The 23,936-nt window shown below is 68.6% G+C and carries 22 protein-coding genes; 14 read left to right on the top strand and 8 right to left on the bottom strand.

Annotation, left to right across the window (positions count from 1 at the left end):
• The first annotated feature begins 44 nt into the window (after positions 1–44).
• From EL288_RS10890 to EL288_RS10955, 14 genes are all read left to right on the top strand, one after another.
• Entirely contained in the window at positions 45–749 is a 705-nt protein-coding gene (locus EL288_RS10890) for a flagellar hook assembly protein FlgD (protein WP_003811889.1), read from the top strand.
• Positions 750–815: 66 nt separating this feature from the next.
• Positions 816–2,237 carry a flagellar hook-basal body complex protein gene (locus EL288_RS10895; RefSeq protein WP_003811887.1) on the top strand — a complete coding sequence of 474 codons (1,422 nt, stop codon included), beginning with the start codon at positions 816–818 and terminating at the stop codon, positions 2,235–2,237.
• Positions 2,238–2,275: 38 nt separating this feature from the next.
• Complete coding sequence (locus EL288_RS10900) at positions 2,276–3,040, top strand: flagellar basal body rod protein FlgF (RefSeq protein WP_033460282.1); 765 nt, start codon at positions 2,276–2,278, stop codon at positions 3,038–3,040.
• Between the two features lie 43 nt (positions 3,041–3,083).
• Complete coding sequence (gene flgG / locus EL288_RS10905; RefSeq protein ID WP_003811883.1) at positions 3,084–3,869, top strand: flagellar basal-body rod protein FlgG; 786 nt, start codon at positions 3,084–3,086, stop codon at positions 3,867–3,869.
• Positions 3,869–4,558, top strand: coding sequence for a flagellar basal body L-ring protein FlgH (locus EL288_RS10910; RefSeq protein ID WP_033447174.1), 690 nt, complete (start codon positions 3,869–3,871; stop codon positions 4,556–4,558). The genes flgG and EL288_RS10910 overlap by 1 nt, the downstream gene beginning before the upstream one ends.
• 2 nt (positions 4,559–4,560) lie before the next feature.
• A complete protein-coding gene (locus EL288_RS10915; RefSeq protein ID WP_003811879.1) occupies positions 4,561–5,694 on the top strand; it encodes a flagellar basal body P-ring protein FlgI in 1,134 nt (377 codons plus the stop codon).
• A gap of 17 nt (positions 5,695–5,711) precedes the next feature.
• Positions 5,712–6,731 carry a flagellar assembly peptidoglycan hydrolase FlgJ gene (gene flgJ / locus EL288_RS10920; RefSeq protein ID WP_003811877.1) on the top strand — a complete coding sequence of 340 codons (1,020 nt, stop codon included), beginning with the start codon at positions 5,712–5,714 and terminating at the stop codon, positions 6,729–6,731.
• A gap of 69 nt (positions 6,732–6,800) precedes the next feature.
• Positions 6,801–8,447 carry a flagellar hook-associated protein FlgK gene (gene flgK, locus EL288_RS10925; RefSeq protein WP_003811875.1) on the top strand — a complete coding sequence of 549 codons (1,647 nt, stop codon included), beginning with the start codon at positions 6,801–6,803 and terminating at the stop codon, positions 8,445–8,447.
• Between the two features lie 33 nt (positions 8,448–8,480).
• A complete protein-coding gene (flgL, locus tag EL288_RS10930; RefSeq protein ID WP_010926562.1) occupies positions 8,481–10,013 on the top strand; it encodes a flagellar hook-associated protein FlgL in 1,533 nt (510 codons plus the stop codon).
• 78 nt (positions 10,014–10,091) lie between these two features.
• Complete coding sequence (locus EL288_RS10935) at positions 10,092–11,924, top strand: methyl-accepting chemotaxis protein (protein ID WP_126621925.1); 1,833 nt, start codon at positions 10,092–10,094, stop codon at positions 11,922–11,924.
• A gap of 120 nt (positions 11,925–12,044) precedes the next feature.
• Positions 12,045–13,883 (top strand): methyl-accepting chemotaxis protein, encoded by a 1,839-nt coding sequence (locus EL288_RS10940; RefSeq protein ID WP_003811870.1) that lies wholly within the window; start codon positions 12,045–12,047, stop codon positions 13,881–13,883.
• Between the two features lie 26 nt (positions 13,884–13,909).
• Positions 13,910–14,353, top strand: coding sequence for a hypothetical protein (locus EL288_RS10945; protein WP_003811868.1), 444 nt, complete (start codon positions 13,910–13,912; stop codon positions 14,351–14,353).
• Between the two features lie 112 nt (positions 14,354–14,465).
• Positions 14,466–16,190, top strand: a complete 1,725-nt coding sequence (locus EL288_RS10950; protein WP_033452234.1) for a methyl-accepting chemotaxis protein — start codon at positions 14,466–14,468, stop codon at positions 16,188–16,190.
• Between the two features lie 178 nt (positions 16,191–16,368).
• Positions 16,369–17,967, top strand: coding sequence for a methyl-accepting chemotaxis protein (locus EL288_RS10955; protein ID WP_003811863.1), 1,599 nt, complete (start codon positions 16,369–16,371; stop codon positions 17,965–17,967).
• 148 nt (positions 17,968–18,115) lie between these two features.
• Here the strand turns inward: EL288_RS10955 and fliR are convergent, their stop codons facing one another.
• The 8 genes from fliR to EL288_RS10995 form a co-directional block, all read right to left on the bottom strand.
• On the bottom strand, positions 18,116–18,904 hold the full coding sequence (fliR, locus tag EL288_RS10960) for a flagellar biosynthetic protein FliR (protein ID WP_003811861.1): 789 nt from the start codon (positions 18,902–18,904) through the stop codon (positions 18,116–18,118).
• A gap of 22 nt (positions 18,905–18,926) precedes the next feature.
• On the bottom strand, positions 18,927–19,196 hold the full coding sequence (gene fliQ, locus EL288_RS10965; RefSeq protein WP_003811859.1) for a flagellar biosynthesis protein FliQ: 270 nt from the start codon (positions 19,194–19,196) through the stop codon (positions 18,927–18,929).
• Positions 19,197–19,212: 16 nt separating this feature from the next.
• Positions 19,213–20,004: a flagellar type III secretion system pore protein FliP gene (fliP, locus tag EL288_RS10970; protein ID WP_003811856.1), complete on the bottom strand. Its 792-nt coding sequence runs from the start codon at positions 20,002–20,004 to the stop codon at positions 19,213–19,215.
• Between the two features lie 11 nt (positions 20,005–20,015).
• On the bottom strand, positions 20,016–20,357 hold the full coding sequence (gene fliO, locus EL288_RS10975; protein WP_003811855.1) for a flagellar biosynthetic protein FliO: 342 nt from the start codon (positions 20,355–20,357) through the stop codon (positions 20,016–20,018).
• Between the two features lie 10 nt (positions 20,358–20,367).
• On the bottom strand, positions 20,368–20,886 hold the full coding sequence (fliN, locus tag EL288_RS10980; RefSeq protein WP_003811853.1) for a flagellar motor switch protein FliN: 519 nt from the start codon (positions 20,884–20,886) through the stop codon (positions 20,368–20,370).
• Positions 20,879–21,889: a flagellar motor switch protein FliM gene (gene fliM, locus EL288_RS10985; protein WP_003811852.1), complete on the bottom strand. Its 1,011-nt coding sequence runs from the start codon at positions 21,887–21,889 to the stop codon at positions 20,879–20,881. Before fliM ends, fliN begins: the two co-directional genes overlap by 8 nt.
• 2 nt (positions 21,890–21,891) lie before the next feature.
• Positions 21,892–22,464 carry a flagellar basal body-associated protein FliL gene (gene fliL, locus EL288_RS10990; protein ID WP_126621926.1) on the bottom strand — a complete coding sequence of 191 codons (573 nt, stop codon included), beginning with the start codon at positions 22,462–22,464 and terminating at the stop codon, positions 21,892–21,894.
• Between the two features lie 141 nt (positions 22,465–22,605).
• Positions 22,606–23,931 (bottom strand): flagellar hook-length control protein FliK, encoded by a 1,326-nt coding sequence (locus tag EL288_RS10995; protein ID WP_003811848.1) that lies wholly within the window; start codon positions 23,929–23,931, stop codon positions 22,606–22,608.
• Positions 23,932–23,936 lie beyond the last annotated feature (5 nt).

Below are 23,936 nucleotides of genomic sequence, written 5' to 3' on the forward strand. Positions count from 1 at the left end.
GCGCGCGGACATCGCCTGCGGCACGCATACCGGAGCATTCATCCATGACCACCGTCAACGAAACCACTTCCCAGGCCGGCCTGGCCCTGGCGCAGGCCGGCTCCAACAGCGCCGCCCAGGGCATCCAGGATCAATTCCTGACGCTGCTGGTGACGCAGCTGCGCAACCAGGACCCGCTCAACCCGATGGAGAACGCCGAGCTGACTTCTCAGCTGGCGCAGATCTCCACGGTGGAAGGCATCAACAACCTCAAGAACACCATGCTCGCCATCAGCGGGCAGATCGACGTGTCGCAGTCGATGGACGCGGTGTCGATGATAGGCAAGGGCGTGCTGATGCCGGGCGACAAGGTGTCGCTGGGCACCGACCCCAACGACCCCGCCCAGCGCGGCGCCACGCCGTTCGGCATCGATCTGCAGGGCGACGCGACCAAGGTGACGGTCAAGGTGCTGGATCCCTCGGGCGCCGTGGTGCGCACCATGGAGCTGGGCGACCTCAAGACCGGCGTGCACACGCTGCAATGGGACGGCAAGAACGACGGCGGCCAGCCGCTGGCCGACGGCAAGTATTCGATCACGGTGAGCGCCAGCGATGCCGAAGCCGTACCGGTCAAGGCCGAGGCGCTGACCTACGGACAGGTCAAGAGCGTGGCGTATTCCACCAACGGCCTGCGCCTGGACCTGGGCCTGGCCGGCCAGATCAGCATGCTGGATGTGCGCAAGGTCATCGGGGCTTCCGGGTCGGCATGACCCCAAACCGGGCCGGCCGCGCGCCGGCGACTCACCTCAACTTCTGAGAGCTAACGGGACAAAGACATGGGATTCGGACAAGCATTGAGCGGCCTGAACGCCGCCTCGCAGAACCTGGATGTAATCGGCAATAACATCGCCAACTCGGGCACGGTCGGCTTCAAGTCGGGCGCGGCCTCGTTCGCCGACGTCTACGCCAGCTCGCGCGTCGGCCTGGGCGTGAAGGTCAGCGCCATCAACCAGCGCTTCACGGTGGGCAATATATCGATGACCAATGGCGAGTACGACATGGCGATCGACGGCGGCAAGGGCTTTTTCCGCCTGACCGACCAGAGCGGCGGGGTGTTCTATTCGCGCAACGGCGAGTTCATGGTCGACAAGAATTTCTATGTCGTCAATGCCCAGGGCTTTCGCCTGACCGGCTATCCGGCCGGCGCGGTGGGCGCCCAGCCGGTGGACCTGCAACTGCCGCCAGGCAACATCGCGCCGCGACCGGCCAGCACCGCCGGCCTGCAGGGCAACCTGAACGCCAACGCCAAACTTATCAACCCCAACGATACGCCGGCCGTGGATGGCACGGTGGAGCTGGACGGCACGTCCTACAGTTTCACCAACGCGGGCGGCGTGTTCGCCTGGGTCGCGCCCGGGCCGGTCGATGGCACCTACAACGGCGGCGACATCGTGATCGCCGGCGGCGCGGTGACCGGCGACCTGGCCAGCCAGCCGGGCTACCAGCCCTATCAGCCGCTGGTGGCCGGCATCCCGTTCGACCCGACCAACCCGCTGTCGTATACCGACCAGGTGCCGACCACGGTCTACGACTCGCTGGGCAACTCGCACCAGATGGTCCAGTACTTCGCCAAGCGCCCCGCGGTGGGCACCGAGAGCGTGTACGAGGTCTATTACGTGCTGGACGGCCAGCCCATGCAGGTCAATGGCGGCGCCTCGCAGACGCTGAACTTCGACACCGCCGGCAATCTGCTCAACCAGCCGCCCACCGCGCAGGTCACGTTCGCCAATCCGGGCGGCAACGCCGCGCCGGCCGACCCGCTGGCCATCACCGTCAGCTACAACGGCGTCACCCAGTACGGCAGCGATTTCGCGCCCAAGGTGGTGCAGAACGGCTATTCCAGCGGCGAGTACATGGGACTGTCGGTGGGCGAGGACGGCAGCCTGGTGGCCAAGTACACCAACGGCGAGACGCAGACCATCGGCACCGTCGTGCTGGCCAACTTCAACAACGTGCAGGGCCTGAAGCCGGTGGGCAACAACGCCTGGGCCGAGACGTCCGAATCGGGGCAGGCCACCCTGGGCCAGCCGGGCACCAACGGCCTGGCGACCATTGTCGGCCAGGCGCTGGAAGGCTCCAACGTGGACCTGAGCAGCGAGCTGGTCAACATGATCGTGGCCCAGCGCACTTACCAGGCCAACGCGCAGACCATCCAGACGCAGAACGAAGTCATGCAGGTCTTGATGAACATGCGCTAAGCGCCGGCACCCACCAGAATCGAAAATAGAAGGCCAGGATGGACCGGATCATCTATACCGCCATGAACGGCGCGGCCCGCATTGCCGAGCACCAGACGGTGCTGGGCAACAACATGGCCAACGTCAACACGCCGGGGTTCCGCGAGCAGATCGCGCTGTACCGCTCGGTGCCCATGGCCGACGGCACCTCGCTGCCCACGCGGGTCTCGACCGTGGCGTCCACGCCCGGCAACAACTTCGAGATGGGCAACATGATGACCACGGGGCGCGAGCTGGACGTGGCGCTGGCCGGGCCGGGCTGGTTCGCGCTGCAGACGCCGCAGGGCGAGGCCTATACCCGCGCCGGCGCGTTGCAGGTGGGCGTCAACGGCCTGCTGCAGACCGCCACCGGGAAGCCTGTTCTGTCGGACCAGAACGCGGTCATCGAGGTGCCGGACCAGGCCAGCCTGACGATCGCGTCGGACGGCACGGTCACCGCCATCGGCGCGGGCGATCCGCCCAACAACATTCTCAACCTGGGCCGGCTGAAGATGGTCAACCCGCCACCGCAGCAGCTGGTGCATGGCGACGACGGGGTGTTCCGCATGCCGCAGCAGCCCGGCGGCCAGCCCGCCGCGCCGCTGCCGGCCGATCCGTCGCAGCGCCTGTTGAGCGGCGTGCTGGAGGGCAGCAACGCCAGCCCCATGGGCGCCATGGTGGGCATGATCCAGAACGCGCGGCGGTTCGAGATGCAGATGCAGGTGATACGCGAGGCGGACAAGAACGCCGAGCGCGCCAACGGGATTCTGGCCGCGGCCAGCTGATTATCAACGCGCGCGCCGAAGCGCCGCGCCAGGAGTTTTCATCATGATGCGTTCGTTGTGGGTTGCCAAGACGGGCCTGGAAGGCCAGCAGACGTCGATGGACGTCATTTCCAACAACCTGGCCAACGTCCAGACCAATGGCTTCAAGCGGGGCCGCGCGGTGTTCCAGGACCTGATGTACCAGACGCTGCGCCAGCCCGGCGCGCAGGTCGGCGACGCCAACCAGCTGCCCTCCGGGCTGCAGCTGGGCACGGGCGTGCAGGTCGCCGCCACCCAGCGGGTGTTCTCGCAGGGCAACATGAACAACACCGGCGGCGAGATGGACATCGCGATCCAGGGGCGCGGCTTCCTGCAGGTAGAGCTGCCCGACGGCACGCAGGCCTACACCCGCGACGGCTCGCTGCAGGTCGACCAGAACGGCCAGCTGACCACTGCCGGCGGCTATGTGATCCAGCCGCCCATCAACGTGCCCGACAACGCGCTGTCGCTGACCATCGGCAAGGACGGCACGGTGTCGGTCACCCAGCCCGGCGCGGCCGGCACCAACGTGCAGATCGGCCAGCTGCAGGTCGCCACCTTCATCAACCCCACCGGCCTGCAGAGCGTGGGCGAGAACCTGTACCTGGAAACCGACTCGTCGGGACCGGCCAACCTGCTGCAGCCGGGCATCGATGGCGCAGGCCAGATCCTGCAGCAGTACGTGGAAACCTCCAACGTCAACGTGGCCGAAGAGCTGGTCAACATGATCACCACCCAGCGCGCCTACGAAATGAACAGCAAGGCGGTCAAGACCTCCGACGAAATGCTGGCCCGCCTGACCCAACTGTGATGCTGAAGACCGTATTGCGCCTGCCGGTCTGCGCCGCGCTGCTGGCGCTGGCCGCGGGCTGCGCGATGATTCCGCCCGAACCGGTGGTGACCGGTCCGCTGACCGCGCCGCCTCCGCCGCCGCCGCAACCCTCGGCGCGGCCCAACGGCTCGATCTACCAGCCTTCGGCCTACGGCAACTATCCGCTGTTCGAGGACCGCCGGCCGCGCAACGTGGGCGACATCGTCACCATCGTGCTGGAGGAAAAGACCAACGCCGCCAAGGGCGTGGCCACCAACACCAGCCGCGACGGCTCGGCCACGCTGGGCGTGGCGGCCGCGCCGCGCTTCATGGACGGCATCATCAACGACAAGCTGGATACCGATATCTCGGGCGGCAATACCGCCAACGGCACCGGCAAGAGCAGCGCCAACAACACCTTCACCGGCACCATCACGACCACCGTGATCGGGGTGCTGCCCAACGGCAATCTGCAGATCGCCGGCGAGAAGCAGATCGCCATCAACCGCGGCAGCGAGTACGTGCGCTTCTCGGGCGTGGTCGACCCGCGATCGATCACCGGCAGCAATACGGTGTCGTCGACCCGGGTGGCCGACGCGCGCATCGAATACCGCAGCAAGGGCGTCATGGACGAAGTCCAGACCATGGGCTGGCTGCAACGCTTTTTCCTGATCGCTTCGCCGTTCTGATCATGATATTTCCGACCTCGCTATCCGTTTTGCTGATTCCGCTGGCGCGCGCCGTCCTGGCCCTGGCGCTGCTGGGCGCGGGCGCCGCGCATGCCGAGCGCCTCAAGGACCTGGCCTCGATCCAGGGCGTGCGCGGCAACCAGCTGATCGGGTACGGCCTGGTCGTGGGGCTGGACGGCAGCGGCGACCAGGTGCGGCAGACGCCGTTCACGCAGCAAAGCCTGACCAACATGCTGTCGCAGCTGGGCATCACGGTGCCGCAGGGCAGCAACATGCAGTTGAAGAACGTGGCCGCCGTCATGGTGACCGCGACCCTGCCGTCGTTCGCGCGGCCCGGCCAGACCGTGGACGTGGTGGTTTCGTCGATGGGCAACGCCAAGAGCCTGCGCGGCGGCACGCTGCTGATGACGCCGCTCAAGGGCGCCGACAATCAGGTCTATGCCATCGCCCAGGGCAATCTCCTGGTGGGCGGGGCCGGGGCCTCGGCCGGCGGCTCCAGCGTGCAGATCAACCAGCTCAACGGCGGGCGCATCAGCAATGGCGCCATCGTCGAGCGCGCCGTGCCCACCATGTACGCGCAGGACGGCACGGTGTACCTGGAGATGAACAACACCGATTTCGGCACCACCCAGAACGCCGCCGCGGCCATCAACCGCCAGTTCGGCGCCGGCACCGCCATGGCGCTGGACGGCCGCGTGATCCAGGTGCGCGGCCCGCTGGACCCGTCCATGATGCCGGCGTTCATGTCGCAGGTGGAGAACCTGCAGGTCGCGCGCGCGCCGGCCACGGCCAAGGTCATCATCAACGCGCGTACCGGCTCGGTGGTGATGAACCGCACGGTCATGATCGAGGAGGCCGCGGTGGCGCACGGCAACCTGTCGGTGATCATCAATCGCCAGAACCAGGTGTTCCAGCCCGACACGCCGTTTACCGAGGGCCAGACCGTGGTCGTGCCCAACACGCAGATCGAGGTGCGCCAGGACGGCGGCGCGCTGCAGCGCGTGACCACCAGCGCCAACCTGGCCGACGTGGTCAAGGCGCTCAACGCGCTGGGCGCCACGCCGCAGGACCTGCTGGCCATCCTGCAGGCCATGAAAACCGCCGGCGCCCTGCGCGCCGACCTGGAAATCATCTAAGGCCCGTCGACCCAGCCATGTCATTCGTCAGCTATACCCCCCGCCCGGGCGTCCAGGAATCGGTCTTCGACCTGGGCCGCCTGGCCGACCTCAAGCGCGACGCGGTCAAGGCGCCGGACGGCCAGCGCCAGCAAACGGAAGTGGCCCGGCAGTTCGAGGCGCTGTTCCTGCAGATGATGCTCAAGCGCATGCGCGAGGCGACGCCCAAGGAGGGCCTGTTCGATTCGCAGCAGACCGAGATGCTGCAGGGCATGGCCGACGAGCAGCTGGCCCTGCAGCTGGCTTCGCCGGGCATCGGCCTGGCGCAGGCGCTGCTGGGGCAGATGCAGCAGGGCCAGCCGCCGGTCCCGGCCGCCGCGGCAGCCGGCGGCGACGCCGCGGCGGCCCGCGCACTGGCCGGCACCGCCGCGCCCGCGCCGCTGGTGCGCGACCTTCGCGGCAACTATGTACAACCGGACCCTGCGCCCAGGCGCGAGGTCAACGCGCTGCTGGATGTGTTGCGCAGCAACCGGGCGCGCGACCGCGCCATGGCGGCGGCCGAGGGCGCGCCCTCGCACGTGGTCGACTTCGTGTCGCGCATGTCGCGCGCGGCCAATGTCGCGGCGCAGCAAAGCGGCGTGCCGGCGCGCCTGATCCTGGGCCAGGCGGCGCTGGAATCGGGCTGGGGCCGGCGCGAGCTGCGCCACGAGGACGGCAGCACCAGTTACAACCTGTTCGGCATCAAGGCGGGCGCCAGCTGGAAGGGCAAGGTCGTCAATGTGATGACGACCGAGTACGTCGACGGCGTCGCGCAGAAGTTGGTGCAGCCGTTCAGGGCCTATTCGTCCTACGAAGAGTCGTTCAGCGACTACGCCCGCCTGATCGGCAACAGCCCGCGCTACGAGGCGGTTACCCAGGCCGGCAACGAGATCGAGGCGGCGCGGCGCATCCAGGAGGCCGGCTACGCCACCGATCCGCGCTATGCCGAAAAGCTGATCAGCATCATGGGCCAGTTGCGCACCAGCGTGGCGCGCGCCGATTTTTCCGGCGGCCTCTAAATATTGGCGGCGGGCTGCCGTTAACCAGGCATCTGAACCGCGTGCGGTGAATTACGGGGCATTGCTAGCATGAATCTGTACAACTTGGCGCTGACCGGCCTGAACGCTTCGCAAGCCGGCCTGGAGACGACCAGCCACAACATCAACAATGCCACGACGGTCGGCTACAGCCGCCAGCGTGTCATCACCTCGACCGCCGGCGCCGGCGAGACCGGGCAGGGCTTTTTCGGCCGCGGTGTGCAGGTGGATACCGTGACGCGCCAGTACGACAGCTTCCTGTACCGCCAGCTGGTCGGCGCGCAAGGCAGCAGCGCCCAGCTGAGCACCCACCTCGCGCAAGTGTCGCAGGTGAACAATCTGTTCGGCGATCGCACCGTCGGCATCACGCCGGCGCTCGCGGGCCTGTTCACCAGCACCAACGCGGCGGCCACCAAGCCGGCCGATCCGGCCGTGCGCGCCGACATGATCGGCAAGGCCAACAGCCTGGTCACCCAGATCAATACCGCCTATCAGGAGCTGGAAAACCAGCGCAACGGCCTCAATACGCAGATCTCGACCACGGTCGAGCAGGTCAACAGCTACCTGGAGCGCATCAACGACCTGAACAAGCAGATCGTGATCGCGCGCGGCAAGGACGGGCACGCGCCCAACGACCTGCTGGACCAGCGCGACCAGGCCGTCTCGGAACTGAACCAGCTGACCGGCATCCGCTTCTACGAGCAGGGCGATACGTTCAACATCACGCTGCAAAGCGGCCAGACCCTGTTGTCGGGCACGACCGTCTATCCGCTGCAGGCGGTGCCCTCGGCCAGCGATCCCAAGCGCCTGGCGGTGGCCTATACGCTGCCGTCCGGGCCGGGCACCACCATCCAGGTGGAAATGAACGACAGCGAGGTCACCGGCGGCCAGCTGGGCGGCCTGCTGAGTTTCCGCAGCCAGTCGCTGGACGCGGTGCAGGACCAGCTGGGCCAGCTGGCCATCGGGCTAGCCATGGCGTTCAACGCGCAACACCGCGAGGGCTATGACCTGGACGGCCAGCCGGGCGGCGACATGTTCGGCCTGCAGGCGCCGGCGGCGATCCGCAATTCCGGCAATACCAGCACGGGCGAGTGGCAGTCGGCCTATACCGACGCCGACGCCATCCGCGCCAGCGCCTATCGCATCCAGTACGACGGCGCCAACTACACGGTGACGCGCCTGTCCGATGGCAGCAGCTTCGACGTGACGCCCAGCGGCACGCCGCCCACGCTGTCGTTCGACGGCCTGACCCTGACCGGCAGCGGCACGCCGGCCGCCGGCGACGCCTGGACGCTGCAGCCGGCCCGCGACGCGGCGCGCGACCTCAAGCAATTGATCAGCGATCCCAGCAAGCTGGCGCTGGCCGATTCGGCGCTCGGCACGACCAACGGCAACAACGGCCTGAAGCTGGCCGAGCTGCAGACCGCCAAGGTGCTGGGCAACGGCAGCATGAGCCTGAACGAGATGTTCTCGCAGCTCGTCAATAACGTGGGCGTGCAGACGCAGCAGGTCAGCACGGCCAACACGGCGCAGGCCAACCTGGTCAAGCAGCAGGCCACCGCCCACCTGTCGGTGTCGGGCGTGAACCTGAACGAAGAGTACGTCAACCTGACGATCTTCCAGGAGCAGTACCAGGCCAGCGCCAAGATCCTGGATGTGGCCAGCACGGTGTTCGACACCTTGCTGGGCCTGCGCTGAGCGCGACGCTAAACAAGAGATTGGAGTTCGACGATGCGTTTGAGCACCGCACTGATTTACCAGAATGGCCTGAACGGCGTGCTGAACCAGGAAGCCGCCATGGCGCGCCTGCAGGAGCAGCTCTCCAGCGGCCGCCGGGTGTTGACGCCGGCCGACGATCCGCTGGCCGCCGCGCTGGCGGTCAACGTCTCGCAGACGTCCAGCATGAACAGCAACTACGACGCCAACCGCAAGCAGGCCGAGCAGGCGCTGGGCGCCCAGACCAATACGCTGCAGTCGGTCGTCAAGAACATGCAGGAAATGCTCAAGCGGGTGGTCGAGGCCGGCAACGGCACCATGAGCGATGCCGACCGCCAGGCGCTGGTCATCGCGCTCAAGGGCGCGCGCGAGGAACTGGTGGGGCTGGCCAACGCCACGGATGGCAACGGACAGTACCTGTTCTCCGGCTACAAGGGCTTTACCCAGCCCTACAGCTTCGACGCCGCGACCGGCAAGGTGACCTATAACGGCGACCTGGGCCAGCGCGGCATCCAGGTCGACCAGAGCCGCCTGATGAGCGGCGGCGACGTCGGCAGCGACATTTTCAACAGCGTCACCAGCGGCACGCTGGCCTATATCGCCGATGCCGGCGCGGGCAATGCCGGCACCGGACAATACAGCGCGGTGTCGTTCGACGGTCCGCGCGCCGGCAACTACGTGGGCCGCGATTTCCGTATCGAGTTCACGCGCGATGCGGTGACCGACGAGCTGCAGTACTCGGTGCTCAGCGACCCGCCGGTGGTGCCGCCCGAACAGCCGCTGCCGGCCAATATGCCTTACTCGGAGGGCTCCGTGATCGACATGAACGGCGTGTCGATCAAGTTGAGCGGCCAGCCCGAGGCGGGCGACGTGTTCACCGTGGAGACGCCCAAGTCCTGGAAGATGGGCGTGCAGGGCGACGCGGCCAACACCGGATCGGCCACGCTGACGCCGGTGTCCCTGCCGGACGGGCTGACCGGCAAGAACCTGAGCGTGGCGTTCCTGGACGACGGCGCCGGCGGCCTGCTCTACAGCGTGACCAGCACGCCGCCGGACCCCAGCCTGCCTGCCAACGTGCCGGTCAAGCCGGGCGATGTCATCGACATCGGCGGCCTGAAGGTCAAGGTGGACGGCCAGCCGGCCGCCGGCGACACATACGCCGTGACCACGCCGAAGTCGGCCAACGTGGACGTGTTCGACACGCTCAACGACCTGATCGGCGCGCTCGATACGCCCATCAGCGGCGATCCGCAGGCCGCCGCGGCGCTGGCCAACACGCTGGCCACGGCCAACAAGAAGCTGAACCTGTCGCTGGACAACGTGCTGACGGTGCAGGCTTCGGTGGGCGCGCGCCTCAATGAACTGGAAGCGCTGGGCAATACCGGCGCGCAGAAGGGCTTGTCGTACGTCAAGCAGCTGTCGGACCTGGAGGACGTGAACATCTACCAGGCGACCAGCGACTTGCTGTTGCGGCAGGTTGCATTACAGGCGGCCTCGCTGGCCCTGCAGCGCATACAGGGAAACAGCCTGTTCTCGATGGGTCGATAGATCCACGGCAGGTCTCGTAGTCGGGAAATGGCGCGCGCTCCCCTCGAGGAGCGCGTGTTCGATGGAAAGCGGATAAACATGTGGTCGAATTTGAAGGTACGCACCTGCATCACCCTGGTGCTGGGCCTGTTTTTGGTGGCAATGCTGGTGTCCAACGCAATGGCCTGGCTGGGCATGAGCTCGAGCAACGACAAGCTGGAGCGCGTCAATAACGCGTATTCGAACCAGGCCGTGCCGGCCTACGAGGCCTACGTCATGCTGCTGCGGGCGCGGCTGAACATGGTCTCGTCGATGATGGACCTGCAGGAAGGGCGGTTGAAGGAGTCGGCCGATACGCTGGCGCACGCGCAGCGCCAGGCCGGCGAAGCGCGCGAGCGCTTCGAGGCCTTCCTGGCGGTGGCCAAGGCTTCGTCGGGCGCCGACCGGGTCGGCGCGGTGGAGACGGCATTCCATGCCTACCTGGAGGTGGCGGCGCGCCAGATGGAGGCCATGCAGAACCAGAAGCTGGGCGAGTTCGTGCAGCTCAACCCGTCCGCGCAGCGCCTGAACACTGCTTTCGATACGGCGGCGTCGGCGTACCTGGACCAGATCGACACGGACACCGACGCGCTGGTGGACGATGCGCGCGCCGAACACCTGCGCGCCAATACGGTAACCCTGGTGTTGATTGTCCTGGCGCTGGCGCTGTGCGCCGGCTGCGGGGTGTTCATCGGCCGCGCCGTGCTGCGCCCGCTCAAGGAAGCCGGCCAGCACTTCGACAGGATCGCCGCGGGCGACCTGACCGCGCGGGTGGATGTGCGCAGCACCAATGAGATCGGCCAGCTGTTCGCCGCGCTGAAGCGCATGCAGGAGAGCCTGACGCGTACCGTCGCGGCGGTGCGCCGCGGGGTGGACGAGATCAACGTGGGTTCGCGCGAGATCTCGGCCGGCAACACGGACCTGTCCAGCCGCACCGAGGAGCAGGCGGCTTCGCTGGAGGAGACCGCGGCCTCGATGGAGCAGCTGGCCTCGACGGTCAAGCAGAATGCCGACAACGCGCGCCAGGCCAACCAGCTGGCGGGAGTCGCCTCGGACGTGGCCGAGCGTGGCGGTTCGGCGGTGTCCGAGGTGGTGACGACGATGCAGGACATCTCGGCCAGCTCGCGCAAGATTTCCGAGATTGTGTCGGTGATCGACGGGATCGCGTTCCAGACCAACATCCTGGCGCTGAACGCGGCGGTGGAAGCGGCGCGCGCGGGCGAGCAGGGCAAGGGTTTCGCGGTGGTGGCGGGCGAAGTGCGCTCGCTGGCGCAGCGCAGCGCCCAGGCGGCCAAGGAGATCAAGGTGCTGATCGAGGACTCGGTCGGCAAGGTGGGCACGGGCTCGCAACAGGTCGAGCGCGCCGGTGCGACGATGCAGGAGATCGTGGCCTCGGTCAAGCGGGTGACGGACATCATGGGCGAGATTTCGGCGGCCTCGGAAGAGCAGTCCAGCGGGATCGAGCAGGTCAACCGCGCGGTGTCGCAGATGGACGAGGTGACGCAGCAGAACGCGGCGCTGGTGGAAGAGGCGGCCGCGGCGGCCGGTTCGCTGCAGGAGCAGGCGCAGCGCCTGGCCGAGGCGGTCGCGGTGTTCAGGATCAACGCCGGCGAGGTGATCGACGTCTCGGCGCGCCAGCTGGCGCAGCAGCGCCAGGCGCCGCGCATGGGGGCCGCGCCGGCCAGCGCTGCGGCGCCCGAGGCGCCGCCCGAACCGGCGCCGGCGTCGGCGCCGCGGCTGGCGCGCCCGGCCGCGCGCGCGGACGTGGCGGCCGAGGCGGCCAGCGCGCGCCGGCCCGCCCGCCGGCCGGCCGCGACCGAGCCGGCGGCCCGGACGATGGCCGCGCCGTCGCGCCGCCGTCCGCCGGCCGATGATGATTGGGAGTCGTTCTGAGCCCCGTGGGGCGAAATGGCGGCCGGGTAGTTCTGTTTGGCGGTTTTTGCAGTGGCAGCACAGAGCCGGAGCGCCAGGCGGCGCTTCGCATGATGACCTACGTAAGAGACGATACAGGCAATGTTCGCGAATCTGAAAGTGCGTACCGGGCTGTTGTTGGCGCTAGTGGCGCTGGCATTGGCGGCATTGGTTTCCATCGCGTTGGGGTGGGAAAGCGTCCGGGAGGGCTCGCGCTCCCTGCATGCGCTCGATAGCGTGAGCGTGCAGCAGGGCAGCCTGCTCAAGGACGCCTATGCGCAGATGCTGCGGGCCACGATTCGCGCGGACATCGCGGCGGTGCAGCGGCGCGGCGGCGATGCCGCCGGCGCGCTGGAGAACGAGCGCACCGTCAAGCAATTGATGGGCGAAGCCAAGGCCAGGATCGAAGCGTTTCGCAAAGTTCCCAAGCTGTCCGAGCTGGGCCGTTCCATGGAAACCGGCCTGACCAGCAGCTTCGGCAGCTTCGCCGCCTCCCTGGACGAAATGATGGCGGCGCTGGAGCGCAACGACGACGCGGCCTACCTGCAGCTGAAGAATGTGAAGGCAGGGCAGGCCAGCGCCGCCTTCGCCGCCCGGCTGGGCGAATTCTCGGCCAACCTGGACAAGCTGAGCAGCGAGACGCTGGCCGCGCACGAGACGCGCGAAACCATCATGCTTTATGTGTACGCGGCCTTGCTGCTGTTGATCGTGGGCGTGATCGCGGGCAGCTATCTGTACATGACGCGCGCGGTGGTGCGTCCGCTGCAGCGCGCCAGCCAGCAATTCGAGCGCATGGCCGCCGGCGACTTGAGCGCGCGCATCGAAGGCAACTCCCGCAATGAGATCGGGGCCTTGCTGACGGCGCTGCGCCATATGCAGGAGAGCCTGACGCGCACCGTGGCGACGGTGCGTCGCGGGGTGGACGAGATCAACGTGGGTTCGCGCGAGATCTCGGCCGGCAACACGGACCTGTCCAGCCGCACCGAGGAGCAGGCGGCCTCGCTGGAAGAGACCGCGGCCTCGATGGAGCAGCTGGCCTCGACGGTCAAGCAGAATGCCGACAACGCGCGCCAGGCCAATCAGCTGGCGGCCAGCGCCTCGGACGTGGCCGAGCGCGGCGGTTCGGCGGTGTCGGAGGTGGTGGCGACGATGCAGGACATCTCGGCCAGCTCGCGCAAGATTTCCGAGATTGTGTCGGTGATCGACGGGATCGCGTTCCAGACCAACATCCTGGCGCTGAACGCGGCGGTGGAAGCGGCGCGCGCGGGCGAGCAGGGCAAGGGTTTCGCGGTGGTGGCGGGCGAGGTGCGCTCGCTGGCGCAGCGCAGCGCCCAGGCGGCCAAGGAGATCAAGGTGCTGATCGAGGACTCGGTCGGCAAGGTGGGCACGGGCTCGCAGCAGGTCGAGCGCGCCGGGGCGACGATGCAGGAGATCGTGGCCTCGGTCAAGCGGGTGACGGACATCATGGGCGAGATCTCGGCGGCCTCGGACGAGCAGTCCAGCGGGATCGAGCAGGTCAACCGCGCGGTGTCGCAGATGGACGAGGTGACGCAGCAGAACGCGGCGCTGGTGGAAGAGGCGGCCGCGGCGGCCGGTTCGTTGCAGGAGCAGGCGCAGCGCCTGGCCGAGGCGGTCGCGGTGTTCAGGATCAACGCCGGCGAGGTGATCGACGTTTCGGCGCGCCAGCTGGCGCAGCAGCGCCAGGCGCCGCGCGTGGGGGCCGCACCGGCCAGCGCCGTGGCGCCCGAGGCGCCGCCCGAACCGGCGCCGGCATCGGCGCCGCGGCTGGCGCGCCCGGCCGCGCGCGCGGACGTGGCGACCGAGGCGGCCAGCGCGCGCCGGCCCGCCCGCCGGCCGGCCGCGACCGAGCCGGCGGCCCGGACGACGGCCGCGCCGTCGCGCCGCCGTCCGCCGGCCGACGACGATTGGGAATCCTTTTGAACGCCGCGGGCCACAGGGAGCACGCCATGCCGAGATGGATAGCGGGATTGGGCGCCATGCTGGCGGTGCTGTGGCTGGCAGGCTGCGCGGCCACCGGACACAACTTCGATCCCGGCCGCCTGTCGCGGCTGACGCCGGGGCAGACAACGCTGGAAGAGGCGGCGCGCGAACTGGGCGCGCCGCCGGACACGATCTATGGCCAACGGGACGGCGGTGTGCTGGCCCTGTGGCAGTTCAAGATCACGTTCGTCACCGACGGGTTCTACAGCCGCAAGGAAGCCTTGCTGCAGTTCGGCCCCGACGGACGGCTGATGCGTCTGGTCGACAGTACCAACATCCTGCTGGAGCCTTGGGAACGCCGCAAGTTGCTGGGCCCCGAGCCGCCGTGGCCCGCCGAACCGGCGGTGCCGCAAGTGGCTCCCCAGGCGGCGCCGGTTGCCATACCGGTGCCGGCGGCTCCAGCGCAATAGTCGCGGACGCTACCGACGCCGGATTGCCGCCGGCGTGGCCGCTTTCCCTGGGACGCCCCGCGCGCCAGGGAAAGCGTCATTTTTTTGAAATTCCTGAAGGACGGGGGGAAACATGGAAGCTGGTTTCGAAACTGGTGCCAAGAAGGTCAAGGCCAACAAGCGCGCGCGAGCGCCCAAGCAAAAGCGCAGCCTCCGCCTGCGTGACGCCCATGTCGGTTCGCTGCTGATGTGGGTGCTGGGCGTGTTCGCGCTCATGATTGCCGGCGTCGGCGCGATGGCCGCGTATTTCCTGCAACAGAATTACCAGTCGGTGGGGGAGATCAACGCCCTGACCGATCGGGTCGCCCAGGTGGAAATCATCAATAGCGATATGCTGCGTGCGCGCGTTTCGCTGATGGTGTCGGCGCGCCAGCTGCAGGAATCGGGCTGGGGCAGTGGCGCAAACGCCGCCCAGGCCGCCGCCGCTTCGCTGAAGGACGCCACCGATCTGCTGGCGGGTGTTCGCACCCGCTTTGCCGATTTCCAGAAGAACATGCTGGAAGACGATACCGGCCGCCAGCTGTCGATGAACCTGGTGCGGCGCTACCGCTCGTATATCGACGATGGCGTGGACACCATGGTCGAAGCCCTGCGCAGCGAGGACTACTCGACCTTCTACATGGTCAACAATGAATACGGCACGCCGCGCAGCGCCGCCTTCATTGCCGCCATCGGCGACTTCAGCAAGTACATCAACGAACAGCAGCAAGCCACCATGGAAGCGGCGCGCACCAACTTCGACCGCGCCCTGATGGCGGTGACGGCGGCCGTGGTGCTGGCCTTGGTCCTGATGCTGGTGGCGCGCACGGTGTTCGGCCGCCTGGTGGTGCGTCCGCTCAAGGAGGCCGGCCAGCACTTCGACAGGATCGCCGCCGGCGACCTGACCGCGCGGGTGGAGGTACGCAACAGCAACGAGATCGGCCAGCTGTTCGCCGCGTTGAAGCGCATGCAGGAGAGCCTGACGCGCACCGTGGCGACGGTGCGCCGTGGCGTGGACGAGATCAACGTGGGTTCGCGCGAGATCTCGGCCGGCAACACGGACCTGTCCAGCCGCACCGAAGAGCAGGCGGCCTCGCTGGAAGAGACCGCGGCCTCGATGGAGGAGTTGGCCTCGACCGTCAAGCAGAACGCCGACAACGCGCGCCAGGCCAATCAGCTGGCGGCCAGCGCCTCGGACGTGGCCGAGCGCGGCGGTTCGGCGGTGTCCGAAGTCGTCAGCACGATGGACGGGATTTCGGCCAGTTCGCGCAAGATCTCCGAGATCGTGTCGGTGATCGACGGGATCGCGTTCCAGACCAACATCCTGGCGCTGAACGCGGCGGTGGAAGCGGCGCGCGCGGGCGAGCAGGGCAAGGGTTTCGCGGTGGTGGCGGGCGAAGTGCGCTCGCTGGCGCAGCGCAGCGCCCAGGCGGCCAAGGAGATCAAGGTGCTGATCGAGGACTCGGTCGACAAGGTGGGCACGGGTTCGCAGCAGGTCGAGCGCGCCGGTGCGACGATGCAGGAGATCGTGGCCTCGGTCAAGCGGGTGACGGACATCATGGGCGAGATTTCGGCGGCCTCGGAAGAGCAGTCCAGCGGGATCGAGCAGGTCAACCGCGCGGTGTCGCAGATGGACGAGGTGACGCAGCAGAACGCGGCGCTGGTGGAAGAGGCGGCCGCGGCGGCCGGTTCGCTGCAGGAGCAGGCGCAGCGCCTGGCCGAGGCGGTCGCGGTGTTCAAGATCAATACCGGCGAAGTGATCGAAGTGCCGGCGCACCAATTGTCCGGCTACGCGGCGCCCCTGGTCGCGCAGTCCTGACCGGCACCCCGACGCCGCGGCCGGCTGGCCGCGGTCCGGGCCATCCGTCCGCCAGGGCGGGAAAGCGGCGATCCGCCGCGGCCAGCGCCGCGCCGGATCGTCTTTTTACAGGCAGCGGCCGCGCGGGCGGCCCGCATGTCCGAGATGTGTAGTTCAGCAGTTCCACAGGAGACTGGCAGTGCGCGTTAACCTCCCGATATATGACGTAGAGACCAAGCTGCGCGAGGACCAATACCTGATCTCGCGCACCGACACCAAGGGGCGGATCGTCTATGCGAACCCCGCCTTCGTCGAGGTCAGCGGCTTCGAGCGCGACGAATTGATCGGCAAGGCGCACAACCTGGTACGGCATCCCGACATGCCGCCCCAGGCGTACGAGGACCTGTGGCGCACCCTGCAGGCTGGGCAGTCCTGGCTGGGAGTGGTGAAGAACCGCCGCAAGGACGGCGGTTTCTATTGGGTGCTGGCCAATGCCACGCCTATCTATGAGGATGGCGAGGTGGTCGCCTATTCGTCGGTGCGCGTCAAGGCCAGCGACGAGCAGATCGAGGCCGCCGAAGCCGCCTATGCGCAGTTGCGCGCCGGCACGCTGCGTGGCCGGCGCCTGTGGCGCGGCCAGGTGGTGCCCACCGGCTGGCGGCGGGTGCTGGCCGCCGCCGCGTTTCCGTTGCGCGGCGGTCTGAGCGCGCGCATGCTGCGCCAGTCGCTGCTGGCGGCGCTGGCCGTGGCCGGCGCGGGCGCCGCCGCGCTGGCGCCCTGGTGGCCGCAATGGAGCGGCGCGCAGGCCGGCGCCGCGAGCGCGGCCGTGGCGCTGGCGGCGCTGGGCGTGCTCGCGATGCAGTGGCGGCTGCGCGGCGCGGTGCTGCGCACCATGGAAGGCGCGGCGGACATGGCGCGCCAGGTGGCCGCCGGCAACCTCACGACGCAGATCGGCAGCGACGCCAACGACGAGGTCGGCAAGCTGGCGTTCTCGCTGGACGTGATGCGCAAGAGCCTGGTCGGCATCGCGCGCGACGTGTACGGCGGCATCGAGGGCACCACCCAGGCTGCCCTGGGCATCGCGCGCGGCAACCAGGAGCTGTCGGCCCGCACCGACGACCAGAGCGCCTCGCTGCAGAACACGGCGGCCAGCATGGAAGAGCTGACCTCCACCGTGCGCCAGAACGCCGACAACGCCCGCCAGGCCAATGACCTGGCCGCGCGCAGCATGGACGTGGCGCGCCGCGGCGGCGACGCCGTCGGACGGGTGGTCGATACCATGCACGGCATCTCGGACAGCTCGCGCAAGATCGCCGACATCGTCAATATCATCGAGGGCATCGCCTTCCAGACCAACATCCTGGCGCTGAACGCGGCGGTGGAAGCGGCGCGCGCCGGCGAGTCCGGCAAGGGCTTCGCCGTGGTCGCCGGCGAAGTGCGCAGCCTGGCCCAGAAGAGCGCCCAGGCCGCGCGCGAGATCAAGGACCTGATCGAGGACTCGGTCAGCCGCGTCACCGAAGGTTCCCTGCAGGCCGAGCAGGCCGGCGCCACCATGCAGGAGATCGTCGACGCGGTGCGCGGCGTCACCGACATCATCGGCGAAATCTCGGTGGCCTCGCAGCAGCAGGCCAGCGGCATCGAACAGGTCGACGAGGCCGTCTCGCAGATGGATGGCATGACCGTGCAGAACTCCGGCCTGGTGCAGCAACTGGGCAACACCGTGGCGCAACTCGGCCAGCAGTCGGCCGCGCTGCGCGAAACGATACGCGTGTTCCGGATGGCGCGCGAACAGGGGTGAGGGCGGTGCCGCCGGACGCCGCTGGGTGCCAGTCCCTGCGGGGACAGGCACCGCAAGGAGTCGGCGGGTGCCAGTCCCCCTGCGGGGACAGGCACCGCAAGGAGTCAGCGGGTGCCAGTCCCCCTGCGGGGACAGGCACCCGAGGGGGTTACTTGCCCGCCAGGCCGTTGGCGACGTTGTTCATGGTGTTCAGGCCCTGTTCGAACAGGCGCTCGAGGAAGGGGCCGGAATGCGGCAGCACGATGGCCAGCAGCACCAGGCCGACGATGAGGCTGACGGGAAAGCCGATGGCGAACACCGACAGCTGCGGCGCGGCGCGGTTGAGGATGCCCATGGCCAGGTTGATGGTCAGCAGGGCGCAGATCAGCGGCAGCGCCAGCAGCAGGCCGGAGACGAAGATGGTCGTGCCCCATTCGGCCAGGATCCCCCAGCCGTTGCGGTCCAGCACGCCGACCGCGACCGGCAGCGTGTCGAAGCTGCGCACCAGCGCGCCGAGCACCAGCAGGTGGCCGTCCAGCGCCAGGAAGACCAGCATCGCGACGATATTGAACAACCGCGAGAGCACCGCGGTGTTGGCGCCGGTGGCGGGGTCGAAGAACGACGCGAACGACAGGCCCATCTGCAGGCCGACGAATTCGCCCGCGGTCTGCACCGCGGCGAACACCACCCGCATGGACAGTCCCAGCGCGATGCCGATGAGTACCTGCTGGCCCAGCAGGAACAGCCCGGCGTAGGAACTGGGCGGGACGGCAGGCATGGGGCCGATCGCCGGCGCCACGGCGATCGTGAGCATGAAGGCCAGGCCGATCTTCACGCGCGTGGGAATGGTGGACTCGGAAAACAGCGGCGCGGCGCCGACCAGGGCCAGGATGCGCACGAACGGCCACAGGAACTGGGCCAGCCAGCCGTTGAGCTGTTCCATGGTGAACGCAATCATGGCGCGGCGCGGCCAGGCGCGTTCAGGACACCAGCATCGGAATCTGGCCGATCAGCTGGCGGATGTAGTCGGTCAGCAGGCCCAGCAGCCAAGGGCCCAGCAGCACCAGGGTGCCGCACATGGCCAGCAGCTTGGGGATGAACGACAGCGTCATCTCGTTGATCTGCGTGGCGGCCTGGAAGATGCTGATGACCAGGCCGACGATGAGCGTGACCAGCAGCAGCGGTCCGGCCAGCGCCAGGGCGACCTTGAGCGCCTGGTAGGTCATCGACATCACGGTTTCGGCGGTCATGGCGGCCTCCCTCGCGCTATTGGTAGAAGCTCTGGGCCAGCGAGCCGAGCAGCAGGTGCCAGCCGTCGGCCAGCACGAACAGCATCAGCTTGAACGGCAGCGCCACGGTGACCGGCGGCACCATCATCATGCCCAGCGCCATCAGGACGCTGGCGACCACCAGGTCGATGATGAGAAAGGGAATGAAGATGGTAAAGCCGATCTGGAACGCCGTCTTCAGTTCGCTGGTGATGAAAGCCGGGATCAGGATGCGCATCGGCACCTGGGACGGATCTTCCATGGCCGGCAGGTTGGCCAGGTTGGCGAACAGGGTGAGGTCGTTCTCGCGGGTCTGGTGCAGCATGAAGTTGTGCAGGGGCGAGCCGGCGCGCTCGACCGCGGTTTCGAACGGAATGCTGCCCGCGGCCAGCGGCTGGTAGGCGTCGGTGTAGATTTTGTCGAACACCGGCGACATGGTGTAGAAAGTCAGGAACAGCGCCAGCCCGATCAGCACGTGGTTGGGCGGCGACATCGCGGTGCCCATGGCGCTGCGCAGCAGCCCCAGCACGATGATGATGCGCGTGAAGCCGGTCATCATCAGCAGCGCCGCGGGCAGGAACGACAGCGAGGTCATCAGCAGCAGGGTCTGCATGCTGAGCGAGTAGGTCTCCGAGCCATTGGGCCCGGGCGTGGCGGTCAGGGCCGGCAGGGTGGCCTGCGCCAGCGCGCCGCTGGGCCACAGCGCGGCGGCGGCCACGGCGACGGCGGCCATGGCGGGCCACCAGGGCGCGCGCGGGCGCGTATCGGAAAAACGGAAGCTGATGCTCATGACGGGCAAGCCTAGGGCCTGTCTACTCGATGGCCGCGCTGCAGCGCCTGGCCCAGTTTGGCGGCAAAGGTGCCGGCCGCGGCCGGCGAAGGATCGGGCAGCTGGCCGGCCGGCAGGGTGTGCAGGGTGGTCAACTGGTTGGGCGTGACGCCCAGCACCAGCCAGGTGCCTTCGATTTCGAGCACCACCACGCGTTGGCGCGGGCCCAGGCTCATGCCGCCGACCTGGCGCAGCAAGGCGCCGCCGTGGCGCTGGATCAGGCCCGAGCGCCGCGCCAGCCAGGCCGAAACCAGGATGGCCGCGATCACCAGCGCCAGGCCGATGACAACGCGCAGGACGGCGGATTCGGTCATAAGGCGGCTTTCAGCGGCGGCTGTTCAAGCGGTTGATGCGCTCGGACGGCGTGATGATGTCCGTCAGGCGGATTCCGTACTTGTCGTCCACCACGACCACTTCGCCCTGGGCGATCAGGTAGCCGTTGACGAAGATGTCCATCGGTTCGCCGGCCAGGCCGTCCAGTTCCACGACCGAGCCCTGGCCCAGTTGCAGCAGGTTCTTGATGGTCAGGCGTGTGCGGCCCAGCTCCACCGTCATCTGCACCGGCACGTCCATGATCAGGTCGATGTCGGTGCCCTGGCCGGTCTCCTTGGTGGCCAGCGGCTTGAAGACGGACTGCGCGGCCGGCTGGACGGCCGGCGCGGCGGCGGGCGCGGCGTTCTGCTCGGCCAGGGCGTCGGCCCAGTCGTCCTGCGGCTTGAGGCCGTCGGCCTGGGTGGGCGCGGCGGCGCGGTTCTGTTCGGCGAGCGCATCGGCCCAGTCGTCCGCCGCCGGGGCGGGCGCGCCGGCGCCGGTCTGGTCGGGCCGCTCGTTCGTATCAGTCATGGTCGGGGGCCTCGTTGGAATCGGTATCGTCGTAATTGATCAGGTTTTGCACGCGCAGCGCGTATCGGCCGTTGAAAACGCCATAGCCGCACTCCATGAGCGGTACGCCGTCGACGTGGGCGGTAACGGTCTCGGGCACGGCGATCGGCAGCACATCGCCGGTCTTCATGCGCATCAGCTCGCCGATGCTCGAAGGGATGTGGCCGAATTCCGCCACCAGGTCGATGTCGGCGCTGCGCACCTGGCGCTGCAGCTGCTGCGCCCAGCGCTGGTCGACTTCCTCGAGCGCGGTGTCCTGCAGCGGGCGCGTCAGCAGGTCGCGCACCGGTTCGATCATCGAGTAGGGCAGGCAGATATTCAGGTCGCCGCCGGTCGCGCCGAATTCGATGTGAAAGGGCGACACCACCACCACTTCGTTATTGCCGGTGATGCTGGCGAACTTGGTGTGCATTTCCGAGCGCACGTACTCGAACTCGATCGGGTAGACCGGGTCCCAGGATTTGCCGTAGCTCTCCAGCGTCAGGTTGAGCAGGCGGCGGATGATGCGCTGCTCGGTCGTGGTGAAGTCGCGGCCTTCCACGCGGGTGTGATAGCGGCCGTCGCCGCCGAACAGGCTGTCGATCACCAGGAACACCAGGTTCGGGTCGTAGGTGAACAGGGCGGTGCCGCGCAGCGGCTTCATCTGAATCATGTTCAGATTGCTGGGCACCGGCAGGTTGCGCTCGAAATCGGCGTACTTCAGGATCTTGATGGCGCCGACGGTGATGTCGGCGTTGCGGCGCATGAAGTTCAGCAGCACGTTGCGCATGTGGCGCGCGAAACGCTCGTTGATGAGCTCCAGCGTCTGCATGCGCCGGCGCACCACGCGTTCGGGCGAGCTGAGGTCGTAGGCGCGCGGGGCGCCGGCCTCGTCGCCGGCCGGCTGCTTCTCGTCGCTTTCGCCGGTGACTCCGGCCAGCAGCGCGTCAACTTCGTCCTGCGAAAGAAAAGCCTCGTAGGCCATGCTTATTGCACCACGAATGCCGTGAACAGCGCGTCGGTCACGTACTGGCCGTCAGGCAGCGGCGAGAACGGGCGTTTCACCGCCTCGGTGATGGCGTGCGCCATCTCGGTCTTGCCCTGCAGCGTCTGGACCGCCTGCGGCGATTGCGAGGACAGCACCATCAGGATGCGGCTGCGCACCTCGGGCATGTACTTCTCGATGCGCTGGCGCGTCTGCTCGTCGCTGACGCGCAGCGTGATCCCGACGTGCAGGATGCGCTCGCTGTCGGCGTTCTGCAGCGTGACGGTGAACGCTTCCAGCGGTATGAAGATCGGCGCCGGCACCACCGGCGGCGTCGCCGGCGGCGCGACGAACTGCATGGGCGTTGCCTGCGGCTGGCCCACGCCCAGTTGCACGGGTACGGCCACCGCCGGCTGCATGCGCTTCATGAAGTACCACGTGCCGGCCACGCTGGCGGCGACCACCAGGGCCAGGACCAGCAGCATGAGCAGCGGGCGAAGCAGCCGGCCGGCGCCGCCCGGGCGCAGGGGAAGGGTCGTGCGCGGCGGCATGGTGGAAGTTTTGGTCGTTGCCATCTCGATGTCGATGCGTAGTGCCGCTATGAAACGGACTTTGATGGAATTAAGGCATTCTGCCGCAATTCACGCCCGCGCTGGCAGGCGAAAAACAGGGCGAAAGCCGGGTATCTCAAGCTATTGCTGCGCTGCGCGCGGCCCTCATGCGAAGGTGTCGACCAAGGCATCGGCGTTGCGCGCCGGCGTGGCGGCCACGACGACGGTCTCGCTGTCTGCGCCCGCTGCGCTGCCGCCCGACGCGCCAGCGCCGCGGCCTTGCTGCTCGGCAAAGCCCTGCTGCGCGGACTGGTCGCCGACACTGGTCTGGCCCAGCGAGATGCCGGCCTGGGCCAGCGCCTGCTGCAGTTGCGGCAAGGCGGCCTCGACCGCCTGGCGCACCGCCGCGTGGACGGAGACGAACGCGGCGCTGGCCACGCCTTCGTGCAGGTTGATGCTGACCCGCAAGGGGCCCAGGTCGGGCGGATCCAGGCGCAGTTCGGCCGTATGGTGGCCCTGGCGAGCATCGTGGCTGATGGTGACGAGCTGGCGGCCCAGCTCCTGGCCCCATTGGCTGGATCCCACCGGCGAGGCGACCTCCAGCCCCAGCGGCTGCGCGGCGGCGGGCAGGCTTGCGGGGGCCGGGTTGCCGACGGCCTGGCGCGCCGCAATGTGCGCCTGGGCCGCCGCGTGCAGGGCCGCGCCGTGTTCGGCCGCGGCCAGCGGTTGCGGCTGGGCCGGCGCGGTGGCAGGGGGCTCGGCCGCCTCGCCGCCGTCTTGCGGCGTGCCGCCGGTCGACGGCAGCGGGTGCGGCAGGCTGGGCGCGGCGGGCGGCGTTGCGGCGGTTTCGGCGGCCGGCGCGTTGGGCGCGCTGGCGGCCACGGCGGCCTGGGCCGCAACGGCCGGTTGCGCGGCTTGCGGCAGGGCTGGCGGCATGGCCGGCGCGGTATCGGCGGGCGGGGCGCCGGCGGCGGCCGGCGCGGCGGGCGTGGCAGGCTGGCCGGCCAGCAGCGCCGCGTGGGCGGGTTGCCGGGCGGCGGCGCCTGCCGCCTGGGTGGCGGCCGCAACCTGGGCGTTGACGGCGGCGGCTTCGGCGGCGATCTCCAGGGCCTGCAGCGGCAGCGCGGGAGCCGGCGCGGTTTGCGCCGCCAGCGCGGCCAGCGTGGCGGCGTCGGCGGCCGTCTCGGCAGCGGGCTCCTGCTGGCCGTCCACCGGCAAGGCCGCGGTGTCGCCGGGCTTGCCGGGTTTGCCGGCGCCGGCCGGGTTCTGGGTCGCGGGGCCTTGGGCCGGCGCGCCGGCCTGGGCGCCGGGCGCGGCAGGCGTGCCGGCTTCGCCGGGTTTGCCGCCTTGCTGGCGGGCCAGCACTTGCGAGAAGCTGGGACCCTTGCCGGCGGCGGCCGGGCCGCCTTGCGCGGCCGGACCCGGCGCAGGCGTCAGGGCGGGAATGGGCAGGGTAGCGGTCGTCATAGCGGCTGTCCTGTTACGGCTCATGGATA

This window comes from Bordetella bronchiseptica, from assembly GCF_900636925.1.
Taxonomy (GTDB): Bacteria; Pseudomonadota; Gammaproteobacteria; order Burkholderiales; family Burkholderiaceae_B; genus Bordetella; species Bordetella pertussis.

Coding starts and splice junctions, on each gene's coding strand:
- EL288_RS10895 (WP_003811887.1), top strand. CDS start 816: ATGGGATTCGGACAAGCATTGAGCGGCCTGAACGCCGCCTCGCAGAAC.
- EL288_RS10950 (WP_033452234.1), top strand. CDS start 14,466: ATGGAAGCTGGTTTCGAAACTGGTGCCAAGAAGGTCAAGGCCAACAAG.
- flgK (WP_003811875.1), top strand. CDS start 6,801: ATGAATCTGTACAACTTGGCGCTGACCGGCCTGAACGCTTCGCAAGCC.
- flgG (WP_003811883.1), top strand. CDS start 3,084: ATGATGCGTTCGTTGTGGGTTGCCAAGACGGGCCTGGAAGGCCAGCAG.
- EL288_RS10915 (WP_003811879.1), top strand. CDS start 4,561: ATGATATTTCCGACCTCGCTATCCGTTTTGCTGATTCCGCTGGCGCGC.
- EL288_RS10995 (WP_003811848.1), bottom strand. CDS start 23,931: ATGAGCCGTAACAGGACAGCCGCTATGACGACCGCTACCCTGCCCATT.
- fliM (WP_003811852.1), bottom strand. CDS start 21,889: ATGGCCTACGAGGCTTTTCTTTCGCAGGACGAAGTTGACGCGCTGCTG.
- EL288_RS10910 (WP_033447174.1), top strand. CDS start 3,869: ATGCTGAAGACCGTATTGCGCCTGCCGGTCTGCGCCGCGCTGCTGGCG.
- fliN (WP_003811853.1), bottom strand. CDS start 20,886: ATGACTGATACGAACGAGCGGCCCGACCAGACCGGCGCCGGCGCGCCC.
- EL288_RS10935 (WP_126621925.1), top strand. CDS start 10,092: ATGTGGTCGAATTTGAAGGTACGCACCTGCATCACCCTGGTGCTGGGC.
- fliR (WP_003811861.1), bottom strand. CDS start 18,904: ATGATTGCGTTCACCATGGAACAGCTCAACGGCTGGCTGGCCCAGTTC.
- flgL (WP_010926562.1), top strand. CDS start 8,481: ATGCGTTTGAGCACCGCACTGATTTACCAGAATGGCCTGAACGGCGTG.
- EL288_RS10900 (WP_033460282.1), top strand. CDS start 2,276: ATGGACCGGATCATCTATACCGCCATGAACGGCGCGGCCCGCATTGCC.
- EL288_RS10890 (WP_003811889.1), top strand. CDS start 45: ATGACCACCGTCAACGAAACCACTTCCCAGGCCGGCCTGGCCCTGGCG.
- EL288_RS10940 (WP_003811870.1), top strand. CDS start 12,045: ATGTTCGCGAATCTGAAAGTGCGTACCGGGCTGTTGTTGGCGCTAGTG.
- fliP (WP_003811856.1), bottom strand. CDS start 20,004: ATGAGCATCAGCTTCCGTTTTTCCGATACGCGCCCGCGCGCGCCCTGG.
- flgJ (WP_003811877.1), top strand. CDS start 5,712: ATGTCATTCGTCAGCTATACCCCCCGCCCGGGCGTCCAGGAATCGGTC.
- fliO (WP_003811855.1), bottom strand. CDS start 20,357: ATGACCGAATCCGCCGTCCTGCGCGTTGTCATCGGCCTGGCGCTGGTG.
- fliL (WP_126621926.1), bottom strand. CDS start 22,464: ATGGCAACGACCAAAACTTCCACCATGCCGCCGCGCACGACCCTTCCC.
- EL288_RS10945 (WP_003811868.1), top strand. CDS start 13,910: ATGCCGAGATGGATAGCGGGATTGGGCGCCATGCTGGCGGTGCTGTGG.
- fliQ (WP_003811859.1), bottom strand. CDS start 19,196: ATGACCGCCGAAACCGTGATGTCGATGACCTACCAGGCGCTCAAGGTC.